The following is a 22,616-nucleotide window of genomic DNA, read 5'->3' on the forward strand; positions in this document are numbered from 1 at the left end:
GTCAGGGTTCACACTCCCGTTCGGCGCAGCGGTCCGGTCCCGCCGTCAGTGCGCCCGCAAACCGCACGAAGCCGCCGTCCGCTTCCGGTGCGTCGACCTCCATCAGTCCGGCGCGCCTGCACATGGCGACGACCCGGCTGTCGGAGGCCGGCACGCGGCAGTCCAGCGACCCGGTCCGCGCCAGCAGCGCCCGGGTCAGGGTCGTCCCGATGCCGCGGCCGCGCACGGCGGGATGCACGACGACAACAAACGCTTCCCGGCCGCGGCCTATCGCCAGCGCGACGCCGGCCGTCCAGCCGCCCGCTTTCGCGACGACGCAGGCCGTGCCGGTCCTGTCCGGACGGCCGAGCAGCACCGGATCGAGTTCGGCCAGCCGGCGCAGCGCGTCTTCGCCGATCGCGCCGTCGCCGAACGCCGCCGCGAACGCGAGCAGCCTCCGGCGGTGCAGAATCCATTTGACCGGTGTCACGAAGCGGATTTTCGTCTCCATCAGGCTCCGCTCGCTTTCTTCTTTTTCTTCTGTTTGAGCAGGAAGTGGCTGTATTGGAAAATGCGTTCGAGGGACTTCTGCCGGATGTGCGGCTCGTCGAACTTCATCGGCTTCGAGTTCGCCTCGAAGAACCAGATGCCGCCCTGCTTGTCGACGCCGAGATCCATCGACATCTCGCCGAGCTCATGGCCGGAAGCCCGCTCGATCTGACGGGCGATGAGCAGAGCGGCGCTCTTCACCTTGGTCAGAATCTTGCGCGCGTGCTCGGGGCCGAACGCGCCGACCAGCAGCTTCTCCGGCTCCTCGATGCTGCCGCCGCGCGGCACGTGGGTCGTAATGCTCGCCGACCCGGCGAGCCGCGCGCCGATGCCGGTAATGTCCCACTGGCCGCGCTGATTTTTCTGGATGAGCACCCGAAGATCGAACTGCCGGTCGCCGTAAGCGGCGAGTTCAATGCCTTGCTGCGCGATGTACCGCTCGCCTTGGCGCTGCTTCTTGATCCGGTTCCACAGCGCGCTGAACGTGCCGCAGCGGAACGTCTTGCTCCGCTTCTTCTGCTGCAGCTTCAGCCGGTAGGGAAGCTGTTTCTCCTTGAACAGCCGCACGGACATGATGCCGACGCCCGCCTTGCCGCTGACCGGCTTGAGGTACAGGAACGGATGCTGCTTGAGCATGTTCCGGAGGCTTTCCCGGCTGATGAGCCGGCGCGTTACCGGAATGTACGGCCGGGTCGTCTTCGACATGCTCAGCCACTCGAACAGGCTCCATTTGTTGAAGAACGCGGGGTTGAACAGCCGGATGTTCGGATGTTTCAGGCAGGCCGCGATTTTGCGCCGCACCGCGGGGAGCATTTCGTCTTCGCGCATCGGCACCCGGTTGTAGACGATGTCCGGAAGAGGGAACCAGCCTTTCTTCCACGTCTGCGTCTCTTCCGAGAACGTGTAGCCGGCCACGCGCGGCTTCGACAGCTTGAGCTGGCTCACCGTCACGACGTAGGTGGTGAAGCCGAGCTCCCGGCCGGTCTTGATCAGGTCGGCGAAGTTGTTCCGGTTGCCCCGGAAAAGCTGCACGTCGTCCTCGATCGTCAGAATCGCGAACGCCGGGCGCTTCGCTTTGGCGTCTACGGCGGGCTGCTGTTCCGCAGCAGGATGCTGCATTATGCCTCCCTCCTCCTGAAGCGGGCCAGATACAGGCAATGTTCCAGAATATATTCCATGGAAGCCCGGCCTTGGGATTTGAGCGCCGGATGCTTGAAGATCGAGCGGCCGGGCTTCGCGTTCGCTTCGAACATCCAGACGCCGCCGTTCTTGTCAATGCCGATGTCCAGCCCGAGTTCGCCGAGCGTATGCGGATAGTTCCGCTCAATTGCCTCGGACAGCTTGACGGCGACTTTCTTCGCGTTCTCCAGCACTTCGCCGGCGCGTTCGCCGAACGTCCGGCTGAGCGCCTGCTCGGGCGTCATGAGCGAGCCGCCGTTCTTGATGTGCGTCGTCACGCTGCCGCGCCCGGCTTTCTTGGCGCCGATGCCGACAGGGACCCACTCGTTGTTGCCATTCTTGTGCATATGGAAGCGGAAGTCGATCGGACATCCGTCGATTTCGACGAGCCGGATCCCCTGCTGGATGACGTAGCGGGACAGCGAGCTTCCGTGCCGCGCCTGCAGCATGCGCATGAGGGAGCGGAATGAAGGGAACCGGAGCAGCACGTTGCGGCCGTTCCGCCGGTACCTGGCGAAGTAACCGCGTTTCGGGTGATACGTCAGCCGATAGATGCCGGCGCCGAGGCTGCCGGCCGTCGGTTTGAAATAGACGAACTGGTGCTTCTCGATCATTTCCTTGATTTTCTCCGGCGTCGGCCCCGCCACCGATTCCGGCAAATGTTTCTCGCCGTCCGGATCTCCTTGCAGGAGGTCGTAGACATCCGATTTGTTGAAGAAGCTCCAGTTGAAGAAGGGGATGTTTTTGCGGACGAACCTTTCCCGGAGTCCGGTGATCGACGACGTCAGCTCCGCCCGGCGGCTCGGCAGCCGGTTGTAGACGACGTCGGGCAGCGGCACCTTCTTGCGGATCCACCCGCCCTTCGGATTCAGGAACCAGCCGTTCACCTGCTCCGACTGCCAGTCGATGTCGCGCGGCGTGAACGCGAAGAAGTACGCCTTCTTGCCGCCGACCGCAAGCAATTGCCGGATGAACGGCGTGCGGGAACCGAACGGCATCGAGGCAGTCCGGACGGAGGAGTCCGTGAGCACGCCGATGAGCGGGCCAATCTGCACTTCGTTGTTCGCGCTCTGGATATAGACGCTTCCCGCCTTCGGCACGCCCATCAGATTGCGGATGCCGGCCGACAGGTAGATGTACTTCCCGTCCCTGCGCAGCGGGCGCAGGACGGCCGTCGCTTTCTCTCTGCCGAGCTTGAGCAGGATCCGCTTTTTGCCGGTCAGCTTGAGCTGCTTCAGCAGCGCCCCGGTGACGTACACGACCCGGTCGGCCTGTTGCGAGAAGCGGACGTTGCAATTCGTAAGACTCATGATTGAACCTCCTGCATGGTAGCCGTAGAGTGAGCAGTCGTCCCGTTCATGCAGCGCTTCCGGCGCCGGTCCGTAAGAAGCGCGGGGCCCGGGGTTCCCCGGGCCGGCGCGCCCGCCGCCATCAGGCGGAGGCCGTAAGAAATCGTCCGTTCCGCGGCCAGCCTTTCGCCCGCGTCATCGCCGATCTCCGCGAAGATGGCGCGCCCGGGCTTCGCGTTGAGTTCGAGCAGCCACAGCCGGCCGTCCGGTTCGATGCCGAAATCGGCGCCGATCTCCGCCAGCCGGCCGAACGCGCGCTCGGCCTCGCGGGCGGCCAGCAGCGCGGCGCGCTTCGCCTCACCCAGCAGCCGGGCGGCCGCATGATCGCCCAGCATCGCCGCAAGGAAAGGCAAGGCGGGGCGCGCCGTGCCGCCGCCGTGCAGATTGCTCGCCGCCGTGCCCCGCCGGCCGATCCGGACGGCGGCGCCGGTCACGCCCCACCGTCCGGAGCCGTCCTTCTGCACGAACAGGCGGAGGTCGAACGGTTCGTCTGCCGCCGTCCGCAAATCGAGCAGCGGCTGCACGAGGTAGGGGCGGCCGCGGGTCAGCGCCTCGGCCGCCTGCGCGAGCCGCTCTGCGGGCACGCGCAGCTCGAACGCCTCGTTCCGCATCGTCCGCCCGGCAATGCGGACGATGCCGCCGCCGGGCTCGGGGCGCAAGGCGGCCGTGCCGCGGCCTTGCATGCCGGCGGCCGGCTTCAGGAACAAGCCGGCCGGATGCGCCGCGAGCAGCCCGGCGAGCCGCCGCGGCCTGAAGGCCGCCGTCGGCGGCAGCAGCGGGGCCAGCGCGCGGCACCGCCTGAGCGCCGCGTACACCTGCGCTTTGCCGGGCAGAGCGCGGCCGAGCGGCGCCGCGCCGTGCCGCCGCAGGATGCGGACGGCGCGCGCGCCTGCCGCCTGCTCTGCCGGCGAGCGCGGGAACCGCCGGTCGAACCAGACCGGCGGCACGGGCGCAAGCAGCGGCATCCAGCCGCCCTCCGCGAGCGCCCAGCCGCGCACCAGTCCGCGGCTGCGCTCCTCCCGGACGCCTTCCGGCGCAAACACGATCACGTCAAGCCCCATGTCGCTTCCGGCCGCCGCCAGCATCCGGCACAGGCGGTCTTCCGGCATCCGGCCGCCGGCCGGCTCCCGGCTGATCAGCACGCCGAACCGTCCCCGTCCGCCGCGGCGGGCGGGCCGCTCACAGTCCGGCCAGATGGCGCGCATAGAGCAGCATGACCCGCACGGACGGCCGGATGCCCGTGGCGGAGAGCGGGGTATTGTCGTTCTTGGACGGCTTGCTGTTCACTTCCAGCAGCCAGACGCGCCCGGACGTGTCGAGCGCGAGGTCGATGCCGAGTTCGCCGAAATGCGCCGGAATTTGCGCATCGACGCCGGCCGCGATCTGCAGGGCGGCCGTCCGGAGCCGTGCGGAGGCATCCTGGCGGCCGGCGGCCAGGTTCGATTTCGCGATCGCTTCCCTCACCGTGCTGAGCGTGCCGCCTCTGGCGATATTCGACACGAAATGCTGGCCGCCCGCGATCCGCGCCACGATCGAAGTCACGATCCACTCGCCGGAACCGTTCTTCTGCACCAGCGCGCGGAAATCGATCGGCCGGCCCCCGGTCTCGATCAGGTTCAGCCCCTGCTGGACCTGGTAGCGGGCCGCGCGCAGCTTGCCCGAGATGGCGGCGTACAGCTTGAGCAGCGTCGGAAACTGCTGGCGGCGCGTGCCGAGCGTTGTCGCATGATGCGCGGCGTATCCTCCCGACGGCAGGCGGACGATCTTGATGATCCCCTTGCCGAGGCTGCCGCGGACCGGTTTCAGGAACACCGTACTGTAGCGGGAGCACATCGATTTCAGCATCGGAAAGCCGCTCAGCAGGTGGGATTCGGGCAAATACCGGCCGAGCGACGGCTGTTTGCGGAGCGCGCTGAACACTTCCGACTTGTCGAGAAATTTTTCGTTGAACACCTGCGTGCCGAAGCGCGATTTTACTTCCTTGAAGAAATGTTGTACGCTGGTTTTATTCTCCAGCTTGCGCGTCGTCAGCCGATTGTTGATGACATCCGGCGCGGGCGCCTTCGCGCGGCGCCATCCGTCGGCATAGACCCAGACGTCCAGCCGGGAGACGCTGCCGCCGAGCATCGCCGGCGTCAGAAAATAGACCGAAGCGCCCTGGATGCGCGCTGCATCCACCAATTCCTTGCAGAAACTGGTGATGGATCCGAACGGACGATCAGGCGAATTCGGATAATCCCGGCTGACCAGCACGCCGATGAGCGGTCCGAGCACGAGCTGGCGCGATGCGCGGCGATAGCGCATGCGGAGGGTGCACGGCGCGTGCAGACCGAGCCGGCCGGCCAGGGCCTGACTGATGCGCATGCCGTCGTAGCGCTGGACGGGAATCACCTTCACGTTGTCGCGGTAAGCGCCGAATTTGAGCTGAACGGTCTGACCTTGCGGAATTTGCCACTTTTTGAGGTGCGATTCGCCAAGCATGAGCGTATCTTCGGACAGGATGCCGGGGCTGACGATCTGAACGCTGATCTTCGAACTTTGCATCTCGATCTCCTTTCGTCCCTCACGCAGGCGCCCTGGGCCGCTCGACGGCACAAGCTGGTCAATGATCACGATTACTCCACTATATGAGGACATCTATACACTGGTGATTGGCCCCTCCGGCCGATCGCGCAAAAGGACGGACCAAAGATGCAGCTGTGGCTATTCATCACGGTGAATGTGTGCGTCGCCGCTTTCGTCGGCGCGTTGACCAATCATTTCGCGATCAAAATGCTGTTCCATCCGCGGCGCGCGCTGTACATCCTGGGCAGACGGGTGCCGTTCACGCCGGGCCTCATCCCGAAGCGCAAGGACGAGATCGCTGCGGCGCTGGGCCATGTCGTCGCGGACTATCTGGTGACGGCCGACGGGATTCGGGAATGGCTGCGCGGCGGCGCGATGCAGGAAGCCGCGGCCGCGAAGATCCGAAGCTGGCTTCTGGCCCGTGCCGAAGAAGGCCTCACGGCGGAACGGCTGATCCTGAAGTTCACGGATCGTGAATCATGGGAAGCGATGCGGACGAAATGGGCGGCCCGGGGCGCCGGGCTGGCGGAGCGGTGGGTCGAGCGGTTGTGGGAAGAAGGCGGCTGGAAGGCGAAGACGATCGCGGAGCTGGTGCCCGGCTGGTCCGAAGAGACGGCCGCCGGATGGGCGGAGGATCTGTCGGACTGGCTGGCCGTTTCGCTCCGGGAGGAGCTGCTTTCCATTCGCGGCCAGCGGACGCTGCGCAACATGATCGACGGGCTGCTGGACCGGACGGGCGGATGGATCGGCGTGCTCGCGGGCATTTTCGTGGATGAGGACAAGGCGGCGGCAAAATTGACCGAGGTGCTTGTCGAGCAGCTTGAAAGCGGCGCGCTGCGCGAGATGATGCGGACGTTCATCGCGAAGAAGCTGGCGGAAGCGGGAGACTGGACGCTCGAGCAGGCGGCGGCGCGCCTGTCGGGCGAAGAAAATCCGCTCCCCTGGCTGAAAGAGCAGGCCTTGCGGCTGCTTCGCCTGGAAGAGCGGATCGGCGAACTGGAGAAAACGGATGTCGGCGAACTGCTTATCCGCCATGAACGGGCATGGGGAGAGGCGCTGCGGGCGATCGTCGGCGCCGCGTTCGACCTGCTGGACCGCCGGCTGGAGACGGTTGTCGCCGCTTTCAAACTGCCCCAGCTTGTGCAGAAGCAGGTCGAGAAATTTCCGGTCGAACAGGTCGAGCGCATCATGCTGAGCCTGTCTGGGCGGGAATTCCGCGCAATCACCTGGCTGGGCGCGCTGCTCGGCGGCATCATCGGACTGGTTCAGTCCGTGTTCCTGCAGCTTGTCCGGTGATCAGGCCGCCCCGCGCCTCAAGGTATCAGACATGCCGCACTTCCGGATTGATCGGAATGCGGGCGGTGAAGACGATGCCGCGCTCCGGCTGGAAGCCGACTTCGACATCGCCGCCGTAATGTCTGACGCGTTCGACGACGATCGGCAGTCCGAGCCCTTCGTGGCCTTTCTTCTTCGTGCTGTAGCCGGGGGTGAAGATGCGCTTCCGCTCCGCCTCCGGCAGCGGATCGCCGGCGTTGCCGACGCTGATGCGCAGCTCGCCGTCCGTCTGGTCGATGTCCAGCGTCACGATCCGCGCACTCTCCTTCTGCTTCATCACTTCATCGAAGGCGTTGTCGACCAGGTTGCCGACGATCCGCACCAGATCGATGCTTCGCACCGCGGACAGACCTTCCGGCAGTTCCGTCAGCCGATACTCGAACCGGATCTGCTTGACCTGGGCGATCGCCTGCTTCGCCATCAGCAGCGATTCCAGCGCCGTGGCCGGAATTTTTTCGGCCAGACGGGTTACGGAACGGATCTCCCCGACGACTTCTTCCATGTATTGTTTCAGCTGTTCGTGCTTCTTCATGGTCAGCATCGCGTACATCGTCTGCACATGATTGACGAAGTCGTGCCGCTGGCCGCGGATCGTCGTCAGCATCTGCATCAGGTCGCCGACGAACGCCTCCTGCGTCACGCGGATGGCTTCATCGCGCGCTCTTGCAATCAGCCGCACGGTCAGGAAGGATATGACGATGACCGCGAAAATGCCCACATAGAACAGCAGGCGCAAGCCGGACTCGCGCACGTGTACATACCGCGTCATGAACAGCAGAATCAGGAGAAAACACTGGACGAAGGCGAGAACGACATAGTAATGAATGTACCGGTTGCGCTCATTCATGAGAAAATGCAGCACGCGCCGGCCGGGAGAACGTCCGGTGAGCTCCATCCACAAGGCGGAGGCGCCGAGCAGCGCATGCGCGGGCCAAAACATCTGGAAGAAGCGATACAGCGGCCAGTCGCCGGGATCCGTCGGCAGGCTGCCGCCGATGGATGCCAGATAGACAACGGATGACAGCTCGACCAGGAAGAAGAGCAAGCCCGTGACGAGCGTGAGGAAGGCGCGGACCTTCCACGGCAGATCGGGACAGACGAGCGACAAGACGGCAAAATACAACACCATGCCGGCGAACGGCTGGATGAACGGGTCGACCAGCGACAGGCTGATGACGATGAGCACGGACGACACAATCGCCAGCAAGAACAGCCTGGGGAAGAATCGGGGCGGGCGCAGCCCGAAGAAACGAAAGCAGAACCAGGACGCGGTCAGCGCCTCGGGAAACGTGACAAGACATCCGATCTTCAGCAGCAACGGAAACTCCATACACACCTCGCGCCAGGCCCCGGTGTCGAATGCCGGTGAAACGGATCCAGGGCATATCTTCACTATAACGGCTTTCTGGTAAAATGAGAATAACATTTCGCATGAGCGGAGGGAAGATGGTCATGCCGGAAGTTCCGCGCGACGAGGCGGTAACGAAGCACGAACGCATTTTGGAATATATCAAGGATCTCAAGGTGGGCGCCCGTCTCTCGGTCCGCTCGCTCGCCCGCAAGCTGCACGTCAGCGAAGGAACGGCGTACCGGGCATTGAAAGAAGCGGAAAGCGCCGGCTATGTCAGCACGCGGGAGCGCATCGGCACGGTGCGGATCGAGAAGAAGCAGGGACAGCGGGACGGACGGCTGACATTCGGCGACGTGGCGGGCATCGTCGAGGGCCAGGTGCTCGGCGGCGCGGCGGGACTCGACAAGCCGCTGCACAAGTTCGTCATCGGCGCGATGGAGCTCGACGCGATGGTCCGCTACATCGACGCCGGCAGCCTGCTGATCGTCGGCAACCGGGAGAACGCGCACCGGCGGGCGCTCGAGCGGCACGCGGGCGTGCTGATCACCGGCGGATTCGGCACCGGCGAAGACGTGATCCGGCTGGCCGACGAGACCGGGCTGCCGGTCATTTCGTCGAAGCACGACACGTTCACGGTCGCCTCGATGATCAACCGGGCGATGTACGACCGGCTCATTACGCGGAAGATCATGCTGCTCGAAGACATCGTCACGACGGACAGCGCGCCGCTTACGCTGCGGATGAGCGAGACGGTCGCCGACTACCTGCGGCTGCGGGAGCGGACGGGATTCGCCCGTTTTCCCGTCGTCGACGACCGGGGACGGATCGTCGGCATGATGACGGCGCGCGACGCCGACGGCGCGGAACCGGATGAGGCGATAGAGAAGCGGATGACCCGCCCGCCGGTTACGGCGCATCCGTCGATGCCTGTCGCGGCGGCCGCCCACCGGATGACGAGCGAGGGCATCGACCTCCTGCCGATCGTCGACCGGCACCGGCGGCTGCTGGCGGTCGTCAGCCGGTCGGACATTACGCGGGCGATGCAGTTCGCCGGCAAGCAGCAGCCGGGCGAGACGATCGATGATCTGATCTGGAGCGGGTTCACGGAGGAAAAGCGGACGGAAGACGCGCTGCCGGTCTATGTCGGCAAGATGACGCCGCAGATGTCCGGACCGGCCGGCACCGTATCCGAGGGCACGCTGCTCTCGCTTCTGACATTGGCAGCGAAGCAGACGATTCGCGAGGTTTCCCGGCGCGGCCATGTCGTGGAGAGCATCACGACGTATTTCGTCCGCCCGGTGCAGATTGAGGCGGAGGTTCGGCTCATGCCGCGTCTGCTCGAGCTGAGCCGCAAGTCGGCCAAGGTGGAGATGGAGCTGCACGACGAGCACGGCCTGGCCGTCAAGGCGCTCGCCGCGGCGCAGATGATCGATCCGCTGTAAAGGATTACTTCAGCGAACGGTAGACGCTGTGGTTGCGCAGCCCGGCGAACAGATTGAACAGGCCGAGCAGCAGGAAAACGGCGCCGACGATGACGCGGATGGTCGATCCGGTGAACAGCAGCATCTGGATCAGCGCCAGCAGGATCAGCATGATGCCCATGACGATGTTCATCCGCGCCGACAGCAGGCCGCGCGTCTTAAGATCGGCGCTGCGCCGGTACCGCAGGCTGTAATAGACGGTCGCCGCGAGCGAGGCGATCACGCCTATGGAGAGCACCCATTGCAGAACGACATTTTCGATCGGCATGATGTGATGTCGGCTCCTTTTCATTTCACGGGCCTGTCCGCAAGACGGATTTGAGATGGTGATTGCGGGCGGTCCCATTTTTATGGTGCGGTTGCAACGTGTATAGTGCGTAAATGAGGCGTTCGAAGTCTCGCAAGAGTCTGTAACGCGGATACCACGCTACGGCGCCCCAAGGCGCCTACCAGACGAATTTGTAACGCGGATACCACGTTACAGTGCTTCAAGGCGCTCGTCCGGCGAGACTTCAGCACGCACGAAGCTGAAAAAGACGGTTGATCAGCACCCCGATATCGTCCGGGTGATCAAACGTCCCGACAATCTCTTGCCATTGTATCAAATCGGGCCGGGATTTGTCATATTTCACCCCGGCAGCCGCGGCCGCGCCGTTACCCAGACGGTCATCGTGCCGTCGGCGACGAGCACGGTGCGGATCTCGACCACGTAATCGGTGTTCTTCAATCCCTTGTACACTTTGCCGTCCAGCAGAAGCCGCGCCAGGCGGGCTTCCGAGTCGATGTCGTAGACGTTGCGCCCGAGGAAAGCGGAGAGATCGCGCCGGAGCTGCTGCTTGAGCATTGTTTCGGTCACCGTATCAAGCGGCTTCGGACTGCCGTCCGGACCGCGGCTGGTTTCGATGTGGGGCACGACCGATTTGATGATGCCGTGCTGGTTCCGGTAATTCGTCAGCTTCCGGATCTCCAGTTCATATTCCCCGAGCTTCTCTTCTGCCTCGTGCAGCCGCTCGACCAGCGCGTCGAACTTCGCGGCGAACAGCCCGTTATACACCGCGGCGCCCGCGACCATGCCAAGCACGAAAATGCCGAGCGCGGTGCTCATCCTGCGGAACCGGTCGAACGACGGCACTCGCATCGTCACAGTCCCCCCCGGACGATCCAGCGGACCAGTTCGGTCCCGAGATGCGCCCCGAGGAACGCGCAGGCGATAAGCAGAATCTGTTGAACGGCCGGCGACAGATGGCCCTCGGTGACGTTCGCCTCGATGACGCGCACCGGGTCGATTGTGCCGCCGATCGCGACGACGATCGCCCATATCTTGAGCCGCATGGCCGTGTCGAGCATCGTCGAAGCCGGCGGATACGAGACGAACACCGCGCCGACCGCGGCGAGCAGCGATCCGCCGATGATGACCCCGAAAGCGATGAAGAAATCGATAACAGCCGTCGACAGAAAAACGATCATGCCGGCACCTCCCGCATGTTCCGCATTGGACAGGCCTTCTCCGCTACCCAGTCTATGAGATGACCGAACTTTTTTATGATAAAATGATGGCGTAATTACGCGTACGGAAGGGACAAGCGCTTATGACGCGACCGGATTCGTTCGTTCATCTTCATGTGCACAGCGAATACAGTCTGCTCGACGGCGCGGCGCGCATCCGCGGCCTGGCGGACCGGGCGGCCGAGCTCGGCATGAAGGCGCTCGCGCTCACCGACCACGGGGTCATGTACGGCGCGATTCCGTTCTACAACGCCTGCGTCGCCTGCGGGATCAAGCCGATCATCGGCTGCGAGGTTTACCTGACGCCGGGCTCCCGGCTGGAAAAGGGTTCGCGCCGTGACCATCCGATCCACCACCTGACGCTGCTTGCGAAAAATGCCGACGGCTACCGCAACCTGATGCGGCTCACCTCGATCGCCCACCTGGAAGGCTTCCATTACAAGCCGCGCATCGACTACGAAGCGCTCGCCGCCCACGCGAACGGGCTGATCGTTCTGAGCGGCTGTCTGAACGGCGAGATTCCGCAGCATCTGCTGCACGGACGGGACGAGGAAGCGAAGCGGGTTGCGCTGCGCCTCAGGGACATGTTCGGCGACGATTTCTATCTGGAGATCCAGGATCACGGCATGCCGGAGCAGAAGAAGGTGGCAGCCGGCCTCATCCGTCTGGCGGAGGAGACCGGCATCCCGCTCGTCGCAACCAACGATGTCCACTACCTGCGGCCGGAGGATGCGGCGCTGCAGGAAGTGCTGCTCTGCATCGGAACGGGCAAAACGATCGAGGACGAGGACAGGCTGAAGATCACGACCGACCAGAACTACCTGAAATCGGCGGAGGAGATGGCGGCGCGGTTCCGGCATGTGCCGGAAGCGCTGGCCAATACGGTGCGGATCGCCGAATCCTGCAATCTGGAGCTGACGTTCGGCCGGGCGCAGCTTCCCGCGTTCCGGCCGGTTCCGGAAGGGATGACCTCCGCGGAATATTTGCGCGCGCTGTGCCGGGACGGGCTGGCCGCGCGCTACGGCGGAACAGCGGCGTGGCGCAGCGATCCCGCCTTCCGCACGGAAGCGGAGCGAAGGCTGGCGTATGAGCTGGACGTCATCGAGCGGATGGGGTACAGCGACTATTTTCTCATCGTCTGGGATTTCATCCGGTTCGCCCGCGAGCGGGGCATCCGGACGGGACCCGGCCGCGGCTCCTCCGCCGGCAGCCTTGCCGCTTATGTGCTGTTCATCACCGACGTCGACCCGCTCAAGTACAAGTTGCTGTTCGAGCGGTTTCTCAATCCGGAGCGGGTGTCGATGCCGGATATCGACATCGATTTCGATGACGAGCGCCGCGATGAAGTGATCGCCTATGTGACAGCAAAATACGGCGAGGAACATGTGGCCCAGATCATCACGTTCGGCACGCTGGCGGCCCGGGCAGCCGTGCGCGACGTCGGCCGGGCGCTCGCCGTGCCGTATGCCGAAGTCGACCGGGCGGCGAAGCTTATTCCGAATCAGCCAGGCATGACGCTGGAGAAGGCGCTCGAGGCGAGTCCGGAACTGCGCGCCTTGTGCGAGAAGAATCCGCGGGTGGACCATCTGGTCAAGACGGCGGCCAAGGTCGAGGGCATGCCGCGGCACGCGTCGACCCACGCGGCCGGCGTCGTCATCTCGAAGGATCCGCTGACGGACCATGTGCCGCTGCAGTCCGGCGGCGAAGGGACCGCGCTCACGCAATATCCGATGGACGCGCTGGAAGCCGTCGGGCTGCTCAAGATGGATTTTCTGGGCCTCCGCACGCTCTCCATCCTCGAGCGGACGCTGGCCTGGATCCGCAAGCTGTACGGGAAGACGGTCGATTTCCGGCGGGTGCCGGACGACGACCCGAAGACGTACGCGATGCTCAGCCGGGGCGAGACGACGGGCATTTTCCAGCTTGAATCGGCCGGCATGCGGCGCGTGCTGCGCGACCTGAAGCCGACGGTCTTCGAGGACCTCGTGTCGGTGCTCGCGCTGTACCGTCCGGGCCCGATGGAGTTCATTCCGCAATATATCGCCGGCAAGCACGGACGCGCGAAGGTGACCTATCCGCATCCGTCGCTGGAACCGATCCTCGCCGACACCTATGGCATCATCGTCTATCAGGAGCAGATCATGCAGATCGCCTCGAAGATGGCCGGCTTTTCCCTCGGCGAGGCGGATCTGCTGCGGCGCGCGGTGTCGAAGAAGAAGCGCGAGACGCTGGACAAGGAGCGGGAGCATTTTGTCGCGGGCAGCGTGAAGCAGGGGTACACCGAAGCGGAGGCGAACGCGGTGTACGACATGATCGTCCGGTTCGCGGACTACGGCTTCCCCCGGGCGCATGCCGCCGCTTATGCGGTGCTCGCGTTCCAGACCGCCTATCTGAAGGCGCACTATCCGATCCCGTTCATGGCGTCGATGCTCGCCTCCGTCACCGGGAACCAGCGGAAGACGGCGGAATACGTCGACGAATGCCGCCGGATGGGCATCCCGGTGCTGCCGCCGGACGTCAGCGAGAGCGAGGAATCGTTCACGCCGACGGAAGGCGCGATCCGTTTCGGGCTCGGCGCCGTGAAGAACGTCGGCACGCAGGCGATCGAGGCGATCAAGGCGGCCCGGGAGGAGCGGCCGTTCGACAGCCTGCTCGACCTGTGCCGGCGCGTCGACCTCCGGGTCGTGAACAAGCGGGTGCTGGAATCGCTCATTTTGTCGGGAGCGTGCGACGGGCTGCCCGGCCACCGCGCCCAGCTGCTCGCGGCGCTCGACGAGACGATCGAATCGGTCTCGAAGTGGCGGAAGGAACGGGAAGAGCTGCAGATCGAGCTGTTCGGCTTCGAGGAAGTGAACAACTGGGACGTCGAGCTGCCGGACGTGCGGCCCTACACCCGGGGGCAGCAGCTCGAATTCGAACGCGAGCTGCTCGGCCTGTACCTGTCGGGCCATCCGCTGGACGAGCGGGAAGCGGAGCTGGAGCGGCTCGGCGTCGACCGGCTGTACGAGCTGGCCGACGCGCCGGACGGCGCCGCGGTCGTGACGGCCGCGCTGATCGTCTCGGTGAAGCCGTTCACGAGCCGCAAGGGGCAGCAGATGGGCTTCCTGGAGCTGGAAGACCGGATCGCGCGCGTGGAAGCAGTCGTCTTCCAGAGCGTATGGAAGCGAAGCAGCTTCTGGCTGGAGAAGGGCAAGCTCGCCCTGGTGCAGGCGGTCGTGCAGCAGCAGGATGAAGATTTCAAGCTGATCGTGGACGACATCGTGCCGCTGGACGGGCCGAATCCGGCTCCCCATGTCCGGCGGATGCGCGGCCGCGCGAACGCGCGCGCCCGGCGCCCGGCGGCCGGCGAGCCCGGCGCAAGCGGCATGAGCGGCGCGGGCTTCAGCGCGGGCCGGAGCGCACACGGCGGACCCGACGCTTCCGCGGCCGCATCTGCACATGCGCCGGGGACGGCTGCCGCGCCATTGCCGGGCGGCGGGCCGAAACGGCCTGACGATGCGGCTGCCCTGCGCGCGGAGGCGCCTTTGCCGGCCTCCGTGCCGCCCCAGGCTTCGGCGTCGCGGCGGACCGCTTCCCGCGAGCAGCGGGTTTTCGTCCGCATACCGGCGGACCGGGAACAGCCCGGCGTGCTCCGGGAGCTCCGCCGTCTGCTGGACGGCCATCCGGGCCCGCTGCGCACGGTGCTTTACTACGAGCGGGAACAGCGGACGATCGAACTGGGCGACAGCGTGCGCGTCAAACCTTCCCGCGAGCTGTTCGCCGCGATCGTGCGGCTGCTCGGTGAAGGCACGGCCGTCGTGAAGTAGCGGCTCACGGGATTGCCGCTGTTTTGTCTGCGGCACCAGCTTGCAGCACAGGGCTCTTAACGGCATTCCGTGCCGTTAATGCTGGCCTGCTCGCAGCGGCAAGCCTGAATAACGGCACGCCGTGCCGTTAAAAGGCAGCGTGAGCCCCAGGGAATGAACAAAGGCAGCCATTAACGGCATTCCGTGCCGTTAATGCTTGCCCGCTCGCAGCGGCAAGCCTGAATAACGGCACGCCGTGCCGTTAAAAGGCAGCGTGAGCCCCAGGGAATGAACAAAGGCAGCCATTAACGGCATCCCGTGCCGTTAATGCTTGCCCGCTCGCAGCGGCAAGCCTGAATAACGGCACGCCGTGCCGTTAAAAGGCAGCGTGAGCCCCAGGGAATGAACAAAGGCAGCCATTAACGGCATCCCGTGCCGTTAATGCTTGCCCGCTCGCAGCGGCAAGCCTGAATAACGGCACGCCGTGCCATAACAGGGCCTGCAACAGTCGATCGGAAAATCCCAAGGAACGTTCGCCGTGTCGGATGCATATCGTTAGACAAGGGCCTGCGCTGCCCGGCAGCGCGCAAGGCCCCGATTGGGGGTATGCGGATGACCGCGGCGATTGAACGATGGCTCGAACGCAGAGGCGTTTCGGTCAGGGATGTGGCGGACATCGTCCTGTCCCTGCAGCGTCCTTACAACGATCGGTTGACGATTGCCGATTGCGAGGAAAGCGTGCGCGCGGTGCTCGCGAAGCGGGAAGTGCAATATACGCTGCTGACCGGCATCGCGCTGGATGAACTGGCCGACCGGGGCCTCCTGCCGGAACCGCTGCAGCAGATCATGGAGGCAGACGAATCGCTGTACGGGGTTGACGAGACACTGGCGCTCGGCATCGTCTCCGTTTACGGCATGATCGGCCTGACGAGCTTCGGGTATCTCGACAAAATGAAGCCGGGCGTGATCGGAAGGCTGAACGGCGCAGCCAACGGCGGAAGCGGTGGCGGGAATATCGGCGATCGTCACGGCCGCGGCGTCCACGTCTTCCTGGACGATCTCGTGTCGGCGCTTGCGGCCGCGGCATCGGCGCGGATCGCACACCAGAACCCGGACGCGCGCAAATACGGGCTGCCGGGGGAGGGCTGAACGGACGGCCTCCCGGACCGGACCGGCTGCCGCTGGCTCGTCCGCAAACCACGCAAGCGGCGCGGAGCGGACAAGCCCGCCGCGGCTCTGTTTGTTGCGGCATATCGGGCGGATATGCTATCATTATGGCAACATGCGGCCTTATTTCTTGCGAATGGTTCGGGAGGTACCTTTCGATGTGGACGGTAATCTATATCGCGCCGACTGCGAAAATCTCCGAGACAATCCGCCAGCGTCTGACCGAAGAAGGTTTCCTCGTGCAAGTCAGGCCGGTCAATCTCTCAAGACAGCAGTACGAGATATTGGTTCCATCCGCAGAATTGGACGAAGTGCAGGAAGTATTGAACGAAATACTGAATGCTTGATCAGCACCCTCCGGTTGTGACGGGTACGGCCATCCTTTGACGGAGCAGATGACGCCACACGCGGGCGCCGGCCGGCCACGTCACAATAATTTTGTGCCCTGAGAGGTGGCTTCATGTTCAAGGATCTCTTTCATAAAAAACGATACGCGACCATTCCTACCGAACGGCCCGTAAAGCGGGACATTCCCGAAGGCTTGATGAATAAATGTCCGAAGTGCGGCAACATCCAATACAGCAAGGAACTGGAGAAGAATCTGAAAGTTTGCCCGTCCTGCGGATACCATTTCAGGCTGACCGCCCGGGAACGGATCGCGATGACGATGGACGACGGCATCCTGCATGAATTTGACGCGGACATGCAGTCCGGCGATCCGCTCGGCTTTCCCGGTTACGCCGCCAAGCTCGAGCAGCAGAAAGCGAAGACGGGCATGAACGAGGCGGTCATCACCGGCACCGGTTCGATCGACGGGCATCCGGTCGTCGTCGGGGTGATGGACTTTCATTTTTTTACGGGCAGCATGGGATCGGTCGTGGGGGAGAAGATCACGCGCGCGATCGAGTATGCCCGTGACAAGCGGCTGCCGCTCATTCTCTTCTCGACGTCCGGCGGCGCCCGGATGCAGGAGAGCATCTTCAGCCTGATGCAGATGGCGAAGACGAGCGCGGCGCTCGCGCGGTTCTCGGATGAAGGCGGGCTCTACATCTCCGTCATGACGGACCCGACGACCGGCGGCGTGACGGCCAGCTTCGCGAGCCTCGGCGACTACAATCTGGCCGAGCCCGGAGCGCTCATCGGATTCGCCGGACGGATCGTCATTGAGCAGACGATCCGCCAGAAATTGCCGGACAACTTCCAGACCGCGGAATTCAATCTGCAGCACGGCCAGCTTGACAAAGTGGTGCACCGCAAGGATATGCGGACGGTGCTCGCGAAACTGCTGGACATGCACAGCATGAGGAGGGCGGAATGATGGCCGGAGGACTGGAATTCGAGAAACCGCTGTTCGAGCTCAGGAACAAGATCGACGAACTGCGCAAATTCGCGGAGGAGCGCGGGTTCGACTTCTCCGACGAGATCGCAAGGCTCGAAGCGCAGTACCGGCAGCTGGAAAACGAAGTGTACAGCGCCCTCACCGCCGCGCAGAAAATGCACATTGCGCGCCACCATCAGCGGCCGACGACGCTCGATTTCATCCAGGCGATTTTCACCGATTTCATCGAGCTGCACGGCGACCGGCTGTTCGCGGACGATCTGGCGATCGTCGGCGGGCTGGCCAAGCTGAACGGCGTTCCGGTGACGGTCATCGGCCACCAGCGCGGCAAAGATACGAAGGACAACATTGCCCGGTTCTTCGGCAGCCCGCATCCGGAAGGGTTCCGCAAGGCGCTGCGCCTGATGCGGCAGGCGGACAAGTTCGGGCGGCCGATCATCACGTTCATCGACACGAAGGGCGCCTACCCCGGCGACACCGCCGAGGAGCGGGGCCAGTCGGAGGCGATCGCGCGCAACCTGCTCGTCATGTCGACGCTGCGCGTGCCGATCGTCTGCGTCGTCATCGGCGAGGGCGGCAGCGGCGGCGCGCTGGCGCTCGGTGTCGGCAACCGCGTGCTCATGCTCGAGAACGCGATCTATTCCGTCATTTCGCCGAACGGGGCCGCGTCGATCCTGTGGAAGGACGCATCCCGGGCGGATGAAGCGGCGGAGGCCATGAAGATTACGGCGCAGGATCTGCATGCGTTCGGCATCGTCGAGGAAGTGATCCCCGAGCCGAAGGGCGGCGCGCACCGCGATCCGGAAGGACAGGCCGAGCTGGTGAGAGAGGCCGTCTGGCGCCACTTGCAGGAACTGATGGCGATGTCGCCGGAGGAGCTGGTCGAGGACCGGTACCGGAAGTTCCGGAGCATCGGCGTGATCGGATCGGGAGGTTCGGATGCGCCGCCGGATCCGCCGCGGAAATCCGGGGAGCCGGAAGCGGAGGAAGACCGGAAGGAGCCGGAGCCCCCTGCCGGGAATGCGGCGGATGAGAGTGCGGACGCAAGCGCGGCGATAGAGTCGAACGCCCGCTGAAACCGGACAGGCCCATGTACAGTTGAGCCAGTATCGTGTATTTTATTTAAGGATGCGACTTTGCAAGTTTTTCCGCTTGCAAGGAGACTGTTCCTTCACTGCAAGACGGATTCGCCCGCCCCGGAAGACGGAGCGAGCCGTTTTGCTTGCGTGAACATTCCAAGGTTTGACCTAATAACGGAGGATACCGCACATGCGCAAAACGAAGATCGTATGCACCATCGGTCCCGCAAGCGAATCACTCGAGAACACGAAGAAACTGATCCTGGCGGGCATGAACGTCGCGAGGCTGAACTTCTCCCACGGCGATTTCGAGGAACACGGCAACCGGATCAAGAACATCCGCCAGGCTTGCCGCGAACTGGGCAAGACCGTCGCCATCCTGCTCGACACCAAGGGTCCGGAGATCCGCCTCGGCAATCTGGCCGAAGAGCCGGTCGAGCTCGTGGCGGGCGAGTTCGTGACGCTGACGACGGAGAACATCCTCGGCGACAGGCACCGCATCCCGGTGACGTACAGCGACCTTCCCCGGGACGTGAAGGTCGGGGACACCATTCTGCTCGATGACGGCCTGATCGGCCTGAAGGTTGTTGAGATCCAGGGCACCGAGATCAAGTGCGAGATTCAGAACAGCGGCCCGATCAAGAGCAAGAAGGGCGTCAACGTTCCGGGCGTTGCCATTTCGCTGCCTGGCATCACGGAGAAAGACGCCAACGACATTCTTTTCGGGATCGAGCAGGGCATTGACTTCATTGCGGCATCGTTCGTGCGGAGAGCAAGCGACGTGCTGGAAATCCGCGAACTGCTGGAACGGCACAACGCGTCGCATATTCAGATCATTGCCAAGATTGAAAACCGCCAGGGCGTCGACAATCTGGACGAAATACTTGAAGTGGCGGACGGCCTGATGGTGGCGCGCGGCGACCTTGGCGTCGAAATTCCGGTCGAGGAAGTGCCGCTCGTGCAGAAAATGATGATCGAGAAATGCAACCGCGCCGGCAAACCGGTCATCACGGCGACGCAGATGCTCGATTCGATGCAGCGCAACCCGCGGCCGACCCGCGCGGAAGCGAGCGACGTCGCGAACGCCATCTTCGACGGCACCGACGCGATCATGCTGTCGGGCGAGACGGCGGCCGGCAAATATCCGGTTGAATCGGTCATGACGATGGCGCGCATTGCGGAGCGGGCGGAAGCTGCGCTTGAATATCGGGAGATTTTCCTCCGCCAGGCGAGCGCCCAGCAGACGACCGTGACGGAAGCGATCAGCCAGGCGGTCGCGAACTCCGCGCTCGATCTGGAGGCGGATGCGATCATCACTTCGACGGAGAGCGGCTATACGGCGCGGATGGTGTCGAAATATCGTCCGAAGGCGCCGATTATCGCCGTCACGCCGGTCGAGCACGTCATGCGCAGCCTGCAGCTTGTCTGGGGCGTCATTCCGGTGCTCGGCAAGCCGGCGAAGACGACGGACGAGATGTTCGACATCGCCGTGAACGGCGCCGTCGAATCCGGTCTCGTCAAGCTCGGCGACACGGTCGTCATCACGGCCGGCGTGCCGGTCGGACGTTCCGGATCGACGAACCTCATCAAGATTCATACGGTCGGCGATCTCGTCGCCAAGGGCCAGGGGATCGGCAGCCAGTCCGCGACCGGCAAGGTCGTCGTCGCGAACACGCCGGAAGAAGCGATCGCCAAGGCGAAGGAAGGCATGATTCTCGTTACGCCTTCGACGAACCGCGAATACATGCCGGCCATCGAGAAAGCGGCGGCGCTGATCACGGAGCAGGGCGGCATTACGAGCCACGCGGCCGTCGTCGGCCTGAACCTCGGCATCCCGGTCGTGCTCGGCGTGTCCGATGCGACGAAACGGATGTCGGACGGGATGGAAGTGACGGTCTACGCCGAGATCGGCGTCATCTATACGGGACAGGCGCGCGTGCTGTAAGCGCGCCGTCCGCCGGAAGCTCACCGAGTCGGGAGCGGCGGACCGCCGAGCGGTCCGGCCGCTCCCGTGTCTGCGTGCGCCGGCGATTCGGTTCGCAGGCGAGTTTCAACGGGGGAGGCGTGACATGGCTTCGCACTGGCACCTGTTCCCGCTGCGTGTCCGCTATCAGGAGACGGACCGGATGGACGTCGTGTTCTACGCGAATTACGTGACCTGGTTCGAGATCGGGCGGACCGAATTCATCCGGCATGCGGGATGGCCGTATCGAAAGGTGGAAGACGCGGGACTGCTGCTGCCGGTCGTCGATCTGAACGTCCGGTACGAGCAGCCGGCCCGGTATGACGACCGCATCGTCATCTGCACCCGGCTGCGGGAAGTGTCGCCGCTCAGGCTGAACTTCGACTCGCAGGTCCGGCTGATCGGGGAGGATGAACAGCCGCCGGCGGCGGCGGATGCGGACGGGCAACTGCCCGGCAGGCTGCTCGCGGCAGGCGGAACCGGCCACGTCTGGCTGAATCGGGACTGGAAGCCGACGCGGCTCGACAGGGCCGCCCCGGAACTGTACGCGCTGCTCAGGCGGCTGGCCGGCGGCGGATGAAAAGCGGGAAGAAGTCGCACAATATACCGGCATATGCAGATGGTTGGTCCGAGGGCAAAAACTTCTTTTATGACGGCGATAAAGCATTTTTATTTCCAACAAACATTACATGAATGTTCACATGCCCGTCAAAAAAAGTTATGATATTCTGGTACGTTACTCGGCTGAAGTGCTTCCGTATGCCCGCAGGCGGCAATATGGGGCAAAATATTTCCCCGGAAATTGCGGAAAAGGAGAGAGAGACATGACAGCAACGAAAGGTCTGGAAGGCATCGTCGCGACGACTTCGGCGATCAGTTCGATCATCGACGGCGCATTGACCTACCGCGGGATCAACATCGACGAGCTGGCGGAACATGCCACCTTCGAAGAGACCATCTATCTGCTCTGGCACGGCAAACTTCCGAACAGGGCCGAGCTGAAGAGTCTGATGGATGAGCTCGCCGCCAACGCGGCGCTGCCCGATGAACTGCTCACGCAGCTGAGGACTTACCCGCCCGGAGCGAACTCGATGGCTGCGCTTCGTTCGGCTGTCTCCGCACTGGCATTGTACGATGAAGAGGCGAACGATATGTCGCCGGAAGCCAACCTGCGCAAGGCGGTGAAGCTGCAGGCGAAGCTGCCGACGATTGTGGCCGCATTCGCGCGGATCCGCGAGGGCAAGGAACCGATCCAGCCGAAATCCGGCGTATCCATCGCGCACAACTTCCTGTACATGCTGACGGGCAAGGATCCGGATGAAGTCGCCGTCAAGGCGCTGGACAAGGCGCTCGTGCTGCATGCGGATCACGAGCTGAACGCTTCGACGTTCGCGGCTCGGGTCACGGTGGCGACGCTTTCGGACATCTATTCGGGTGTCACGAGCGCGATCGGCGCGCTCAAGGGTCCGCTCCACGGCGGGGCCAATGAAGCGGTCATGATCATGCTTGACGAGATCGGTTCGATCGAAAACGTCGAGTCCTACATCATGAACAAGCTGGCCAACAAGGAGAAGATCATGGGCTTCGGCCACCGCGTCTACAAGAACGGCGACCCCCGCGCGAAGCATCTGCAGAAGATGTCCCGCGAGCTGGGCGAACGGGCGGGCAACCTGAAGCTGTACGAGATGTCCGTCAAGATCGAGGAGCTCGTGACCGGACAGAAGGGGCTGAAGCCGAACGTCGATTTCTATTCGGCTTCGGTCTATACGATGCTGGGCATTCCGCGCGACCTGTTCACGCCGCTCTTCGCCATCAGCCGCGTGTCGGGCTGGACGGCGCACATTCTCGAACAGTACAGCGACAACCGGCTGATCCGTCCGCGGGCGGAATATACCGGCCCGACGAATGTGCGCTACGTGCCGATCGACCAGCGGTGAGACGATCCGTCCGGACGGGACGAGCCCGATCCGTTGACGGACACTGAAGCTG

General features: G+C 63.9%; 19 protein-coding genes. 10 read left to right on the forward strand and 9 right to left on the reverse strand.

Annotated features, from left to right (window positions below):
• Position 1 precedes the first annotated feature (1 nt).
• From C6W55_RS14395 to C6W55_RS14415, 5 genes are read right to left on the reverse strand one after another with little or no spacing between them, the layout of a single operon-like run.
• The gene (locus tag C6W55_RS14395; protein ID WP_286893426.1) at positions 2–490 is read right to left on the reverse strand and encodes a GNAT family N-acetyltransferase; all 489 of its coding nucleotides are present in this window, start codon (positions 488–490) and stop codon (positions 2–4) included.
• A complete protein-coding gene (locus C6W55_RS14400) occupies positions 490–1,647 on the reverse strand; it encodes a YheC/YheD family endospore coat-associated protein (protein ID WP_286893430.1) in 1,158 nt (385 codons plus the stop codon). The genes C6W55_RS14395 and C6W55_RS14400 overlap by 1 nt, the downstream gene beginning before the upstream one ends.
• Positions 1,647–3,017 carry a YheC/YheD family endospore coat-associated protein gene (locus C6W55_RS14405; protein WP_286893432.1) on the reverse strand — a complete coding sequence of 457 codons (1,371 nt, stop codon included), beginning with the start codon at positions 3,015–3,017 and terminating at the stop codon, positions 1,647–1,649. Before C6W55_RS14405 ends, C6W55_RS14400 begins: the two co-directional genes overlap by 1 nt.
• The gene (locus C6W55_RS14410) at positions 3,014–4,261 is read right to left on the reverse strand and encodes a YheC/YheD family endospore coat-associated protein (protein WP_286893434.1); all 1,248 of its coding nucleotides are present in this window, start codon (positions 4,259–4,261) and stop codon (positions 3,014–3,016) included. Before C6W55_RS14410 ends, C6W55_RS14405 begins: the two co-directional genes overlap by 4 nt.
• Positions 4,236–5,600: a YheC/YheD family endospore coat-associated protein gene (locus C6W55_RS14415; protein ID WP_286893435.1), complete on the reverse strand. Its 1,365-nt coding sequence runs from the start codon at positions 5,598–5,600 to the stop codon at positions 4,236–4,238. The genes C6W55_RS14410 and C6W55_RS14415 overlap by 26 nt, the downstream gene beginning before the upstream one ends.
• A gap of 147 nt (positions 5,601–5,747) precedes the next feature.
• Between C6W55_RS14415 and C6W55_RS14420 the strand changes: the two genes are divergently transcribed.
• Positions 5,748–6,917 (forward strand): DUF445 domain-containing protein, encoded by a 1,170-nt coding sequence (locus C6W55_RS14420; protein ID WP_286893436.1) that lies wholly within the window; start codon positions 5,748–5,750, stop codon positions 6,915–6,917.
• A gap of 25 nt (positions 6,918–6,942) precedes the next feature.
• Here the strand turns inward: C6W55_RS14420 and C6W55_RS14425 are convergent, their stop codons facing one another.
• Positions 6,943–8,286, reverse strand: a complete 1,344-nt coding sequence (locus C6W55_RS14425) for a sensor histidine kinase (RefSeq protein WP_286893438.1) — start codon at positions 8,284–8,286, stop codon at positions 6,943–6,945.
• Positions 8,287–8,408: 122 nt separating this feature from the next.
• Between C6W55_RS14425 and C6W55_RS14430 the strand changes: the two genes are divergently transcribed.
• On the forward strand, positions 8,409–9,749 hold the full coding sequence (locus C6W55_RS14430; RefSeq protein ID WP_015255462.1) for a DRTGG domain-containing protein: 1,341 nt from the start codon (positions 8,409–8,411) through the stop codon (positions 9,747–9,749).
• Positions 9,750–9,753: 4 nt separating this feature from the next.
• Here the strand turns inward: C6W55_RS14430 and C6W55_RS14435 are convergent, their stop codons facing one another.
• From C6W55_RS14435 to C6W55_RS14445, 3 genes are all read right to left on the reverse strand, one after another.
• Positions 9,754–10,056 (reverse strand): YtpI family protein, encoded by a 303-nt coding sequence (locus C6W55_RS14435; protein ID WP_286893440.1) that lies wholly within the window; start codon positions 10,054–10,056, stop codon positions 9,754–9,756.
• Positions 10,057–10,416: 360 nt separating this feature from the next.
• Complete coding sequence (locus C6W55_RS14440; protein ID WP_286893442.1) at positions 10,417–10,926, reverse strand: sporulation membrane protein YtrI; 510 nt, start codon at positions 10,924–10,926, stop codon at positions 10,417–10,419.
• 2 nt (positions 10,927–10,928) lie between these two features.
• Complete coding sequence (locus C6W55_RS14445; protein WP_286893444.1) at positions 10,929–11,255, reverse strand: YtrH family sporulation protein; 327 nt, start codon at positions 11,253–11,255, stop codon at positions 10,929–10,931.
• Positions 11,256–11,377: 122 nt separating this feature from the next.
• Here C6W55_RS14445 and C6W55_RS14450 point away from each other — a divergent pair, with 122 nt between their 5' ends.
• The 8 genes from C6W55_RS14450 (at position 11,378) to citZ (ending at position 22,564) form a co-directional block, all read left to right on the forward strand.
• Complete coding sequence (locus C6W55_RS14450) at positions 11,378–15,100, forward strand: DNA polymerase III subunit alpha (protein ID WP_286893446.1); 3,723 nt, start codon at positions 11,378–11,380, stop codon at positions 15,098–15,100.
• A gap of 591 nt (positions 15,101–15,691) precedes the next feature.
• Positions 15,692–16,228: a phosphatidylglycerophosphatase A family protein gene (locus tag C6W55_RS14455; RefSeq protein ID WP_015255457.1), complete on the forward strand. Its 537-nt coding sequence runs from the start codon at positions 15,692–15,694 to the stop codon at positions 16,226–16,228.
• A 176-nt stretch (positions 16,229–16,404) separates the two neighbouring features.
• Positions 16,405–16,593: a hypothetical protein gene (locus C6W55_RS14460; protein WP_015255456.1), complete on the forward strand. Its 189-nt coding sequence runs from the start codon at positions 16,405–16,407 to the stop codon at positions 16,591–16,593.
• Between the two features lie 113 nt (positions 16,594–16,706).
• Positions 16,707–17,564, forward strand: a complete 858-nt coding sequence (gene accD, locus C6W55_RS14465; protein ID WP_286893450.1) for an acetyl-CoA carboxylase, carboxyltransferase subunit beta — start codon at positions 16,707–16,709, stop codon at positions 17,562–17,564.
• Entirely contained in the window at positions 17,564–18,661 is a 1,098-nt protein-coding gene (locus tag C6W55_RS14470; RefSeq protein WP_083883242.1) for an acetyl-CoA carboxylase carboxyltransferase subunit alpha, read from the forward strand. The genes accD and C6W55_RS14470 overlap by 1 nt, the downstream gene beginning before the upstream one ends.
• A gap of 193 nt (positions 18,662–18,854) precedes the next feature.
• Positions 18,855–20,609 (forward strand): pyruvate kinase, encoded by a 1,755-nt coding sequence (gene pyk / locus C6W55_RS14475; RefSeq protein WP_286893453.1) that lies wholly within the window; start codon positions 18,855–18,857, stop codon positions 20,607–20,609.
• A gap of 124 nt (positions 20,610–20,733) precedes the next feature.
• Positions 20,734–21,207, forward strand: coding sequence for an acyl-CoA thioesterase (locus tag C6W55_RS14480; protein ID WP_015255452.1), 474 nt, complete (start codon positions 20,734–20,736; stop codon positions 21,205–21,207).
• A 244-nt stretch (positions 21,208–21,451) separates the two neighbouring features.
• Positions 21,452–22,564, forward strand: a complete 1,113-nt coding sequence (citZ, locus tag C6W55_RS14485; protein ID WP_286893456.1) for a citrate synthase — start codon at positions 21,452–21,454, stop codon at positions 22,562–22,564.
• Positions 22,565–22,616 lie beyond the last annotated feature (52 nt).

It is taken from the genome of Thermobacillus sp., from assembly GCF_003390775.1.
Taxonomy (GTDB): domain Bacteria; phylum Bacillota; class Bacilli; order Paenibacillales; family Paenibacillaceae; genus Thermobacillus; species Thermobacillus xylanilyticus.

Excerpts from the sequence above, each read along its gene's own strand:
- C6W55_RS14460 (WP_015255456.1), top strand. The coding sequence starts at position 16,405 with ATGTGGACGGTAATCTATATCGCGCCGACTGCGAAAATCTCCGAGACA.
- C6W55_RS14405 (WP_286893432.1), bottom strand. The coding sequence starts at position 3,017 with ATGAGTCTTACGAATTGCAACGTCCGCTTCTCGCAACAGGCCGACCGG.
- C6W55_RS14420 (WP_286893436.1), top strand. The coding sequence starts at position 5,748 with ATGCAGCTGTGGCTATTCATCACGGTGAATGTGTGCGTCGCCGCTTTC.
- C6W55_RS14445 (WP_286893444.1), bottom strand. The coding sequence starts at position 11,255 with ATGATCGTTTTTCTGTCGACGGCTGTTATCGATTTCTTCATCGCTTTC.
- citZ (WP_286893456.1), top strand. The coding sequence starts at position 21,452 with ATGACAGCAACGAAAGGTCTGGAAGGCATCGTCGCGACGACTTCGGCG.
- C6W55_RS14400 (WP_286893430.1), bottom strand. The coding sequence starts at position 1,647 with ATGCAGCATCCTGCTGCGGAACAGCAGCCCGCCGTAGACGCCAAAGCG.
- C6W55_RS14450 (WP_286893446.1), top strand. The coding sequence starts at position 11,378 with ATGACGCGACCGGATTCGTTCGTTCATCTTCATGTGCACAGCGAATAC.
- C6W55_RS14430 (WP_015255462.1), top strand. The coding sequence starts at position 8,409 with ATGCCGGAAGTTCCGCGCGACGAGGCGGTAACGAAGCACGAACGCATT.
- C6W55_RS14470 (WP_083883242.1), top strand. The coding sequence starts at position 17,564 with ATGGCCGGAGGACTGGAATTCGAGAAACCGCTGTTCGAGCTCAGGAAC.
- C6W55_RS14480 (WP_015255452.1), top strand. The coding sequence starts at position 20,734 with ATGGCTTCGCACTGGCACCTGTTCCCGCTGCGTGTCCGCTATCAGGAG.
- C6W55_RS14455 (WP_015255457.1), top strand. The coding sequence starts at position 15,692 with ATGACCGCGGCGATTGAACGATGGCTCGAACGCAGAGGCGTTTCGGTC.
- C6W55_RS14410 (WP_286893434.1), bottom strand. The coding sequence starts at position 4,261 with ATGCGCGCCATCTGGCCGGACTGTGAGCGGCCCGCCCGCCGCGGCGGA.
- C6W55_RS14395 (WP_286893426.1), bottom strand. The coding sequence starts at position 490 with ATGGAGACGAAAATCCGCTTCGTGACACCGGTCAAATGGATTCTGCAC.
- C6W55_RS14440 (WP_286893442.1), bottom strand. The coding sequence starts at position 10,926 with ATGCGAGTGCCGTCGTTCGACCGGTTCCGCAGGATGAGCACCGCGCTC.
- accD (WP_286893450.1), top strand. The coding sequence starts at position 16,707 with ATGTTCAAGGATCTCTTTCATAAAAAACGATACGCGACCATTCCTACC.
- C6W55_RS14415 (WP_286893435.1), bottom strand. The coding sequence starts at position 5,600 with ATGCAAAGTTCGAAGATCAGCGTTCAGATCGTCAGCCCCGGCATCCTG.
- C6W55_RS14425 (WP_286893438.1), bottom strand. The coding sequence starts at position 8,286 with ATGGAGTTTCCGTTGCTGCTGAAGATCGGATGTCTTGTCACGTTTCCC.
- C6W55_RS14435 (WP_286893440.1), bottom strand. The coding sequence starts at position 10,056 with ATGCCGATCGAAAATGTCGTTCTGCAATGGGTGCTCTCCATAGGCGTG.
- pyk (WP_286893453.1), top strand. The coding sequence starts at position 18,855 with ATGCGCAAAACGAAGATCGTATGCACCATCGGTCCCGCAAGCGAATCA.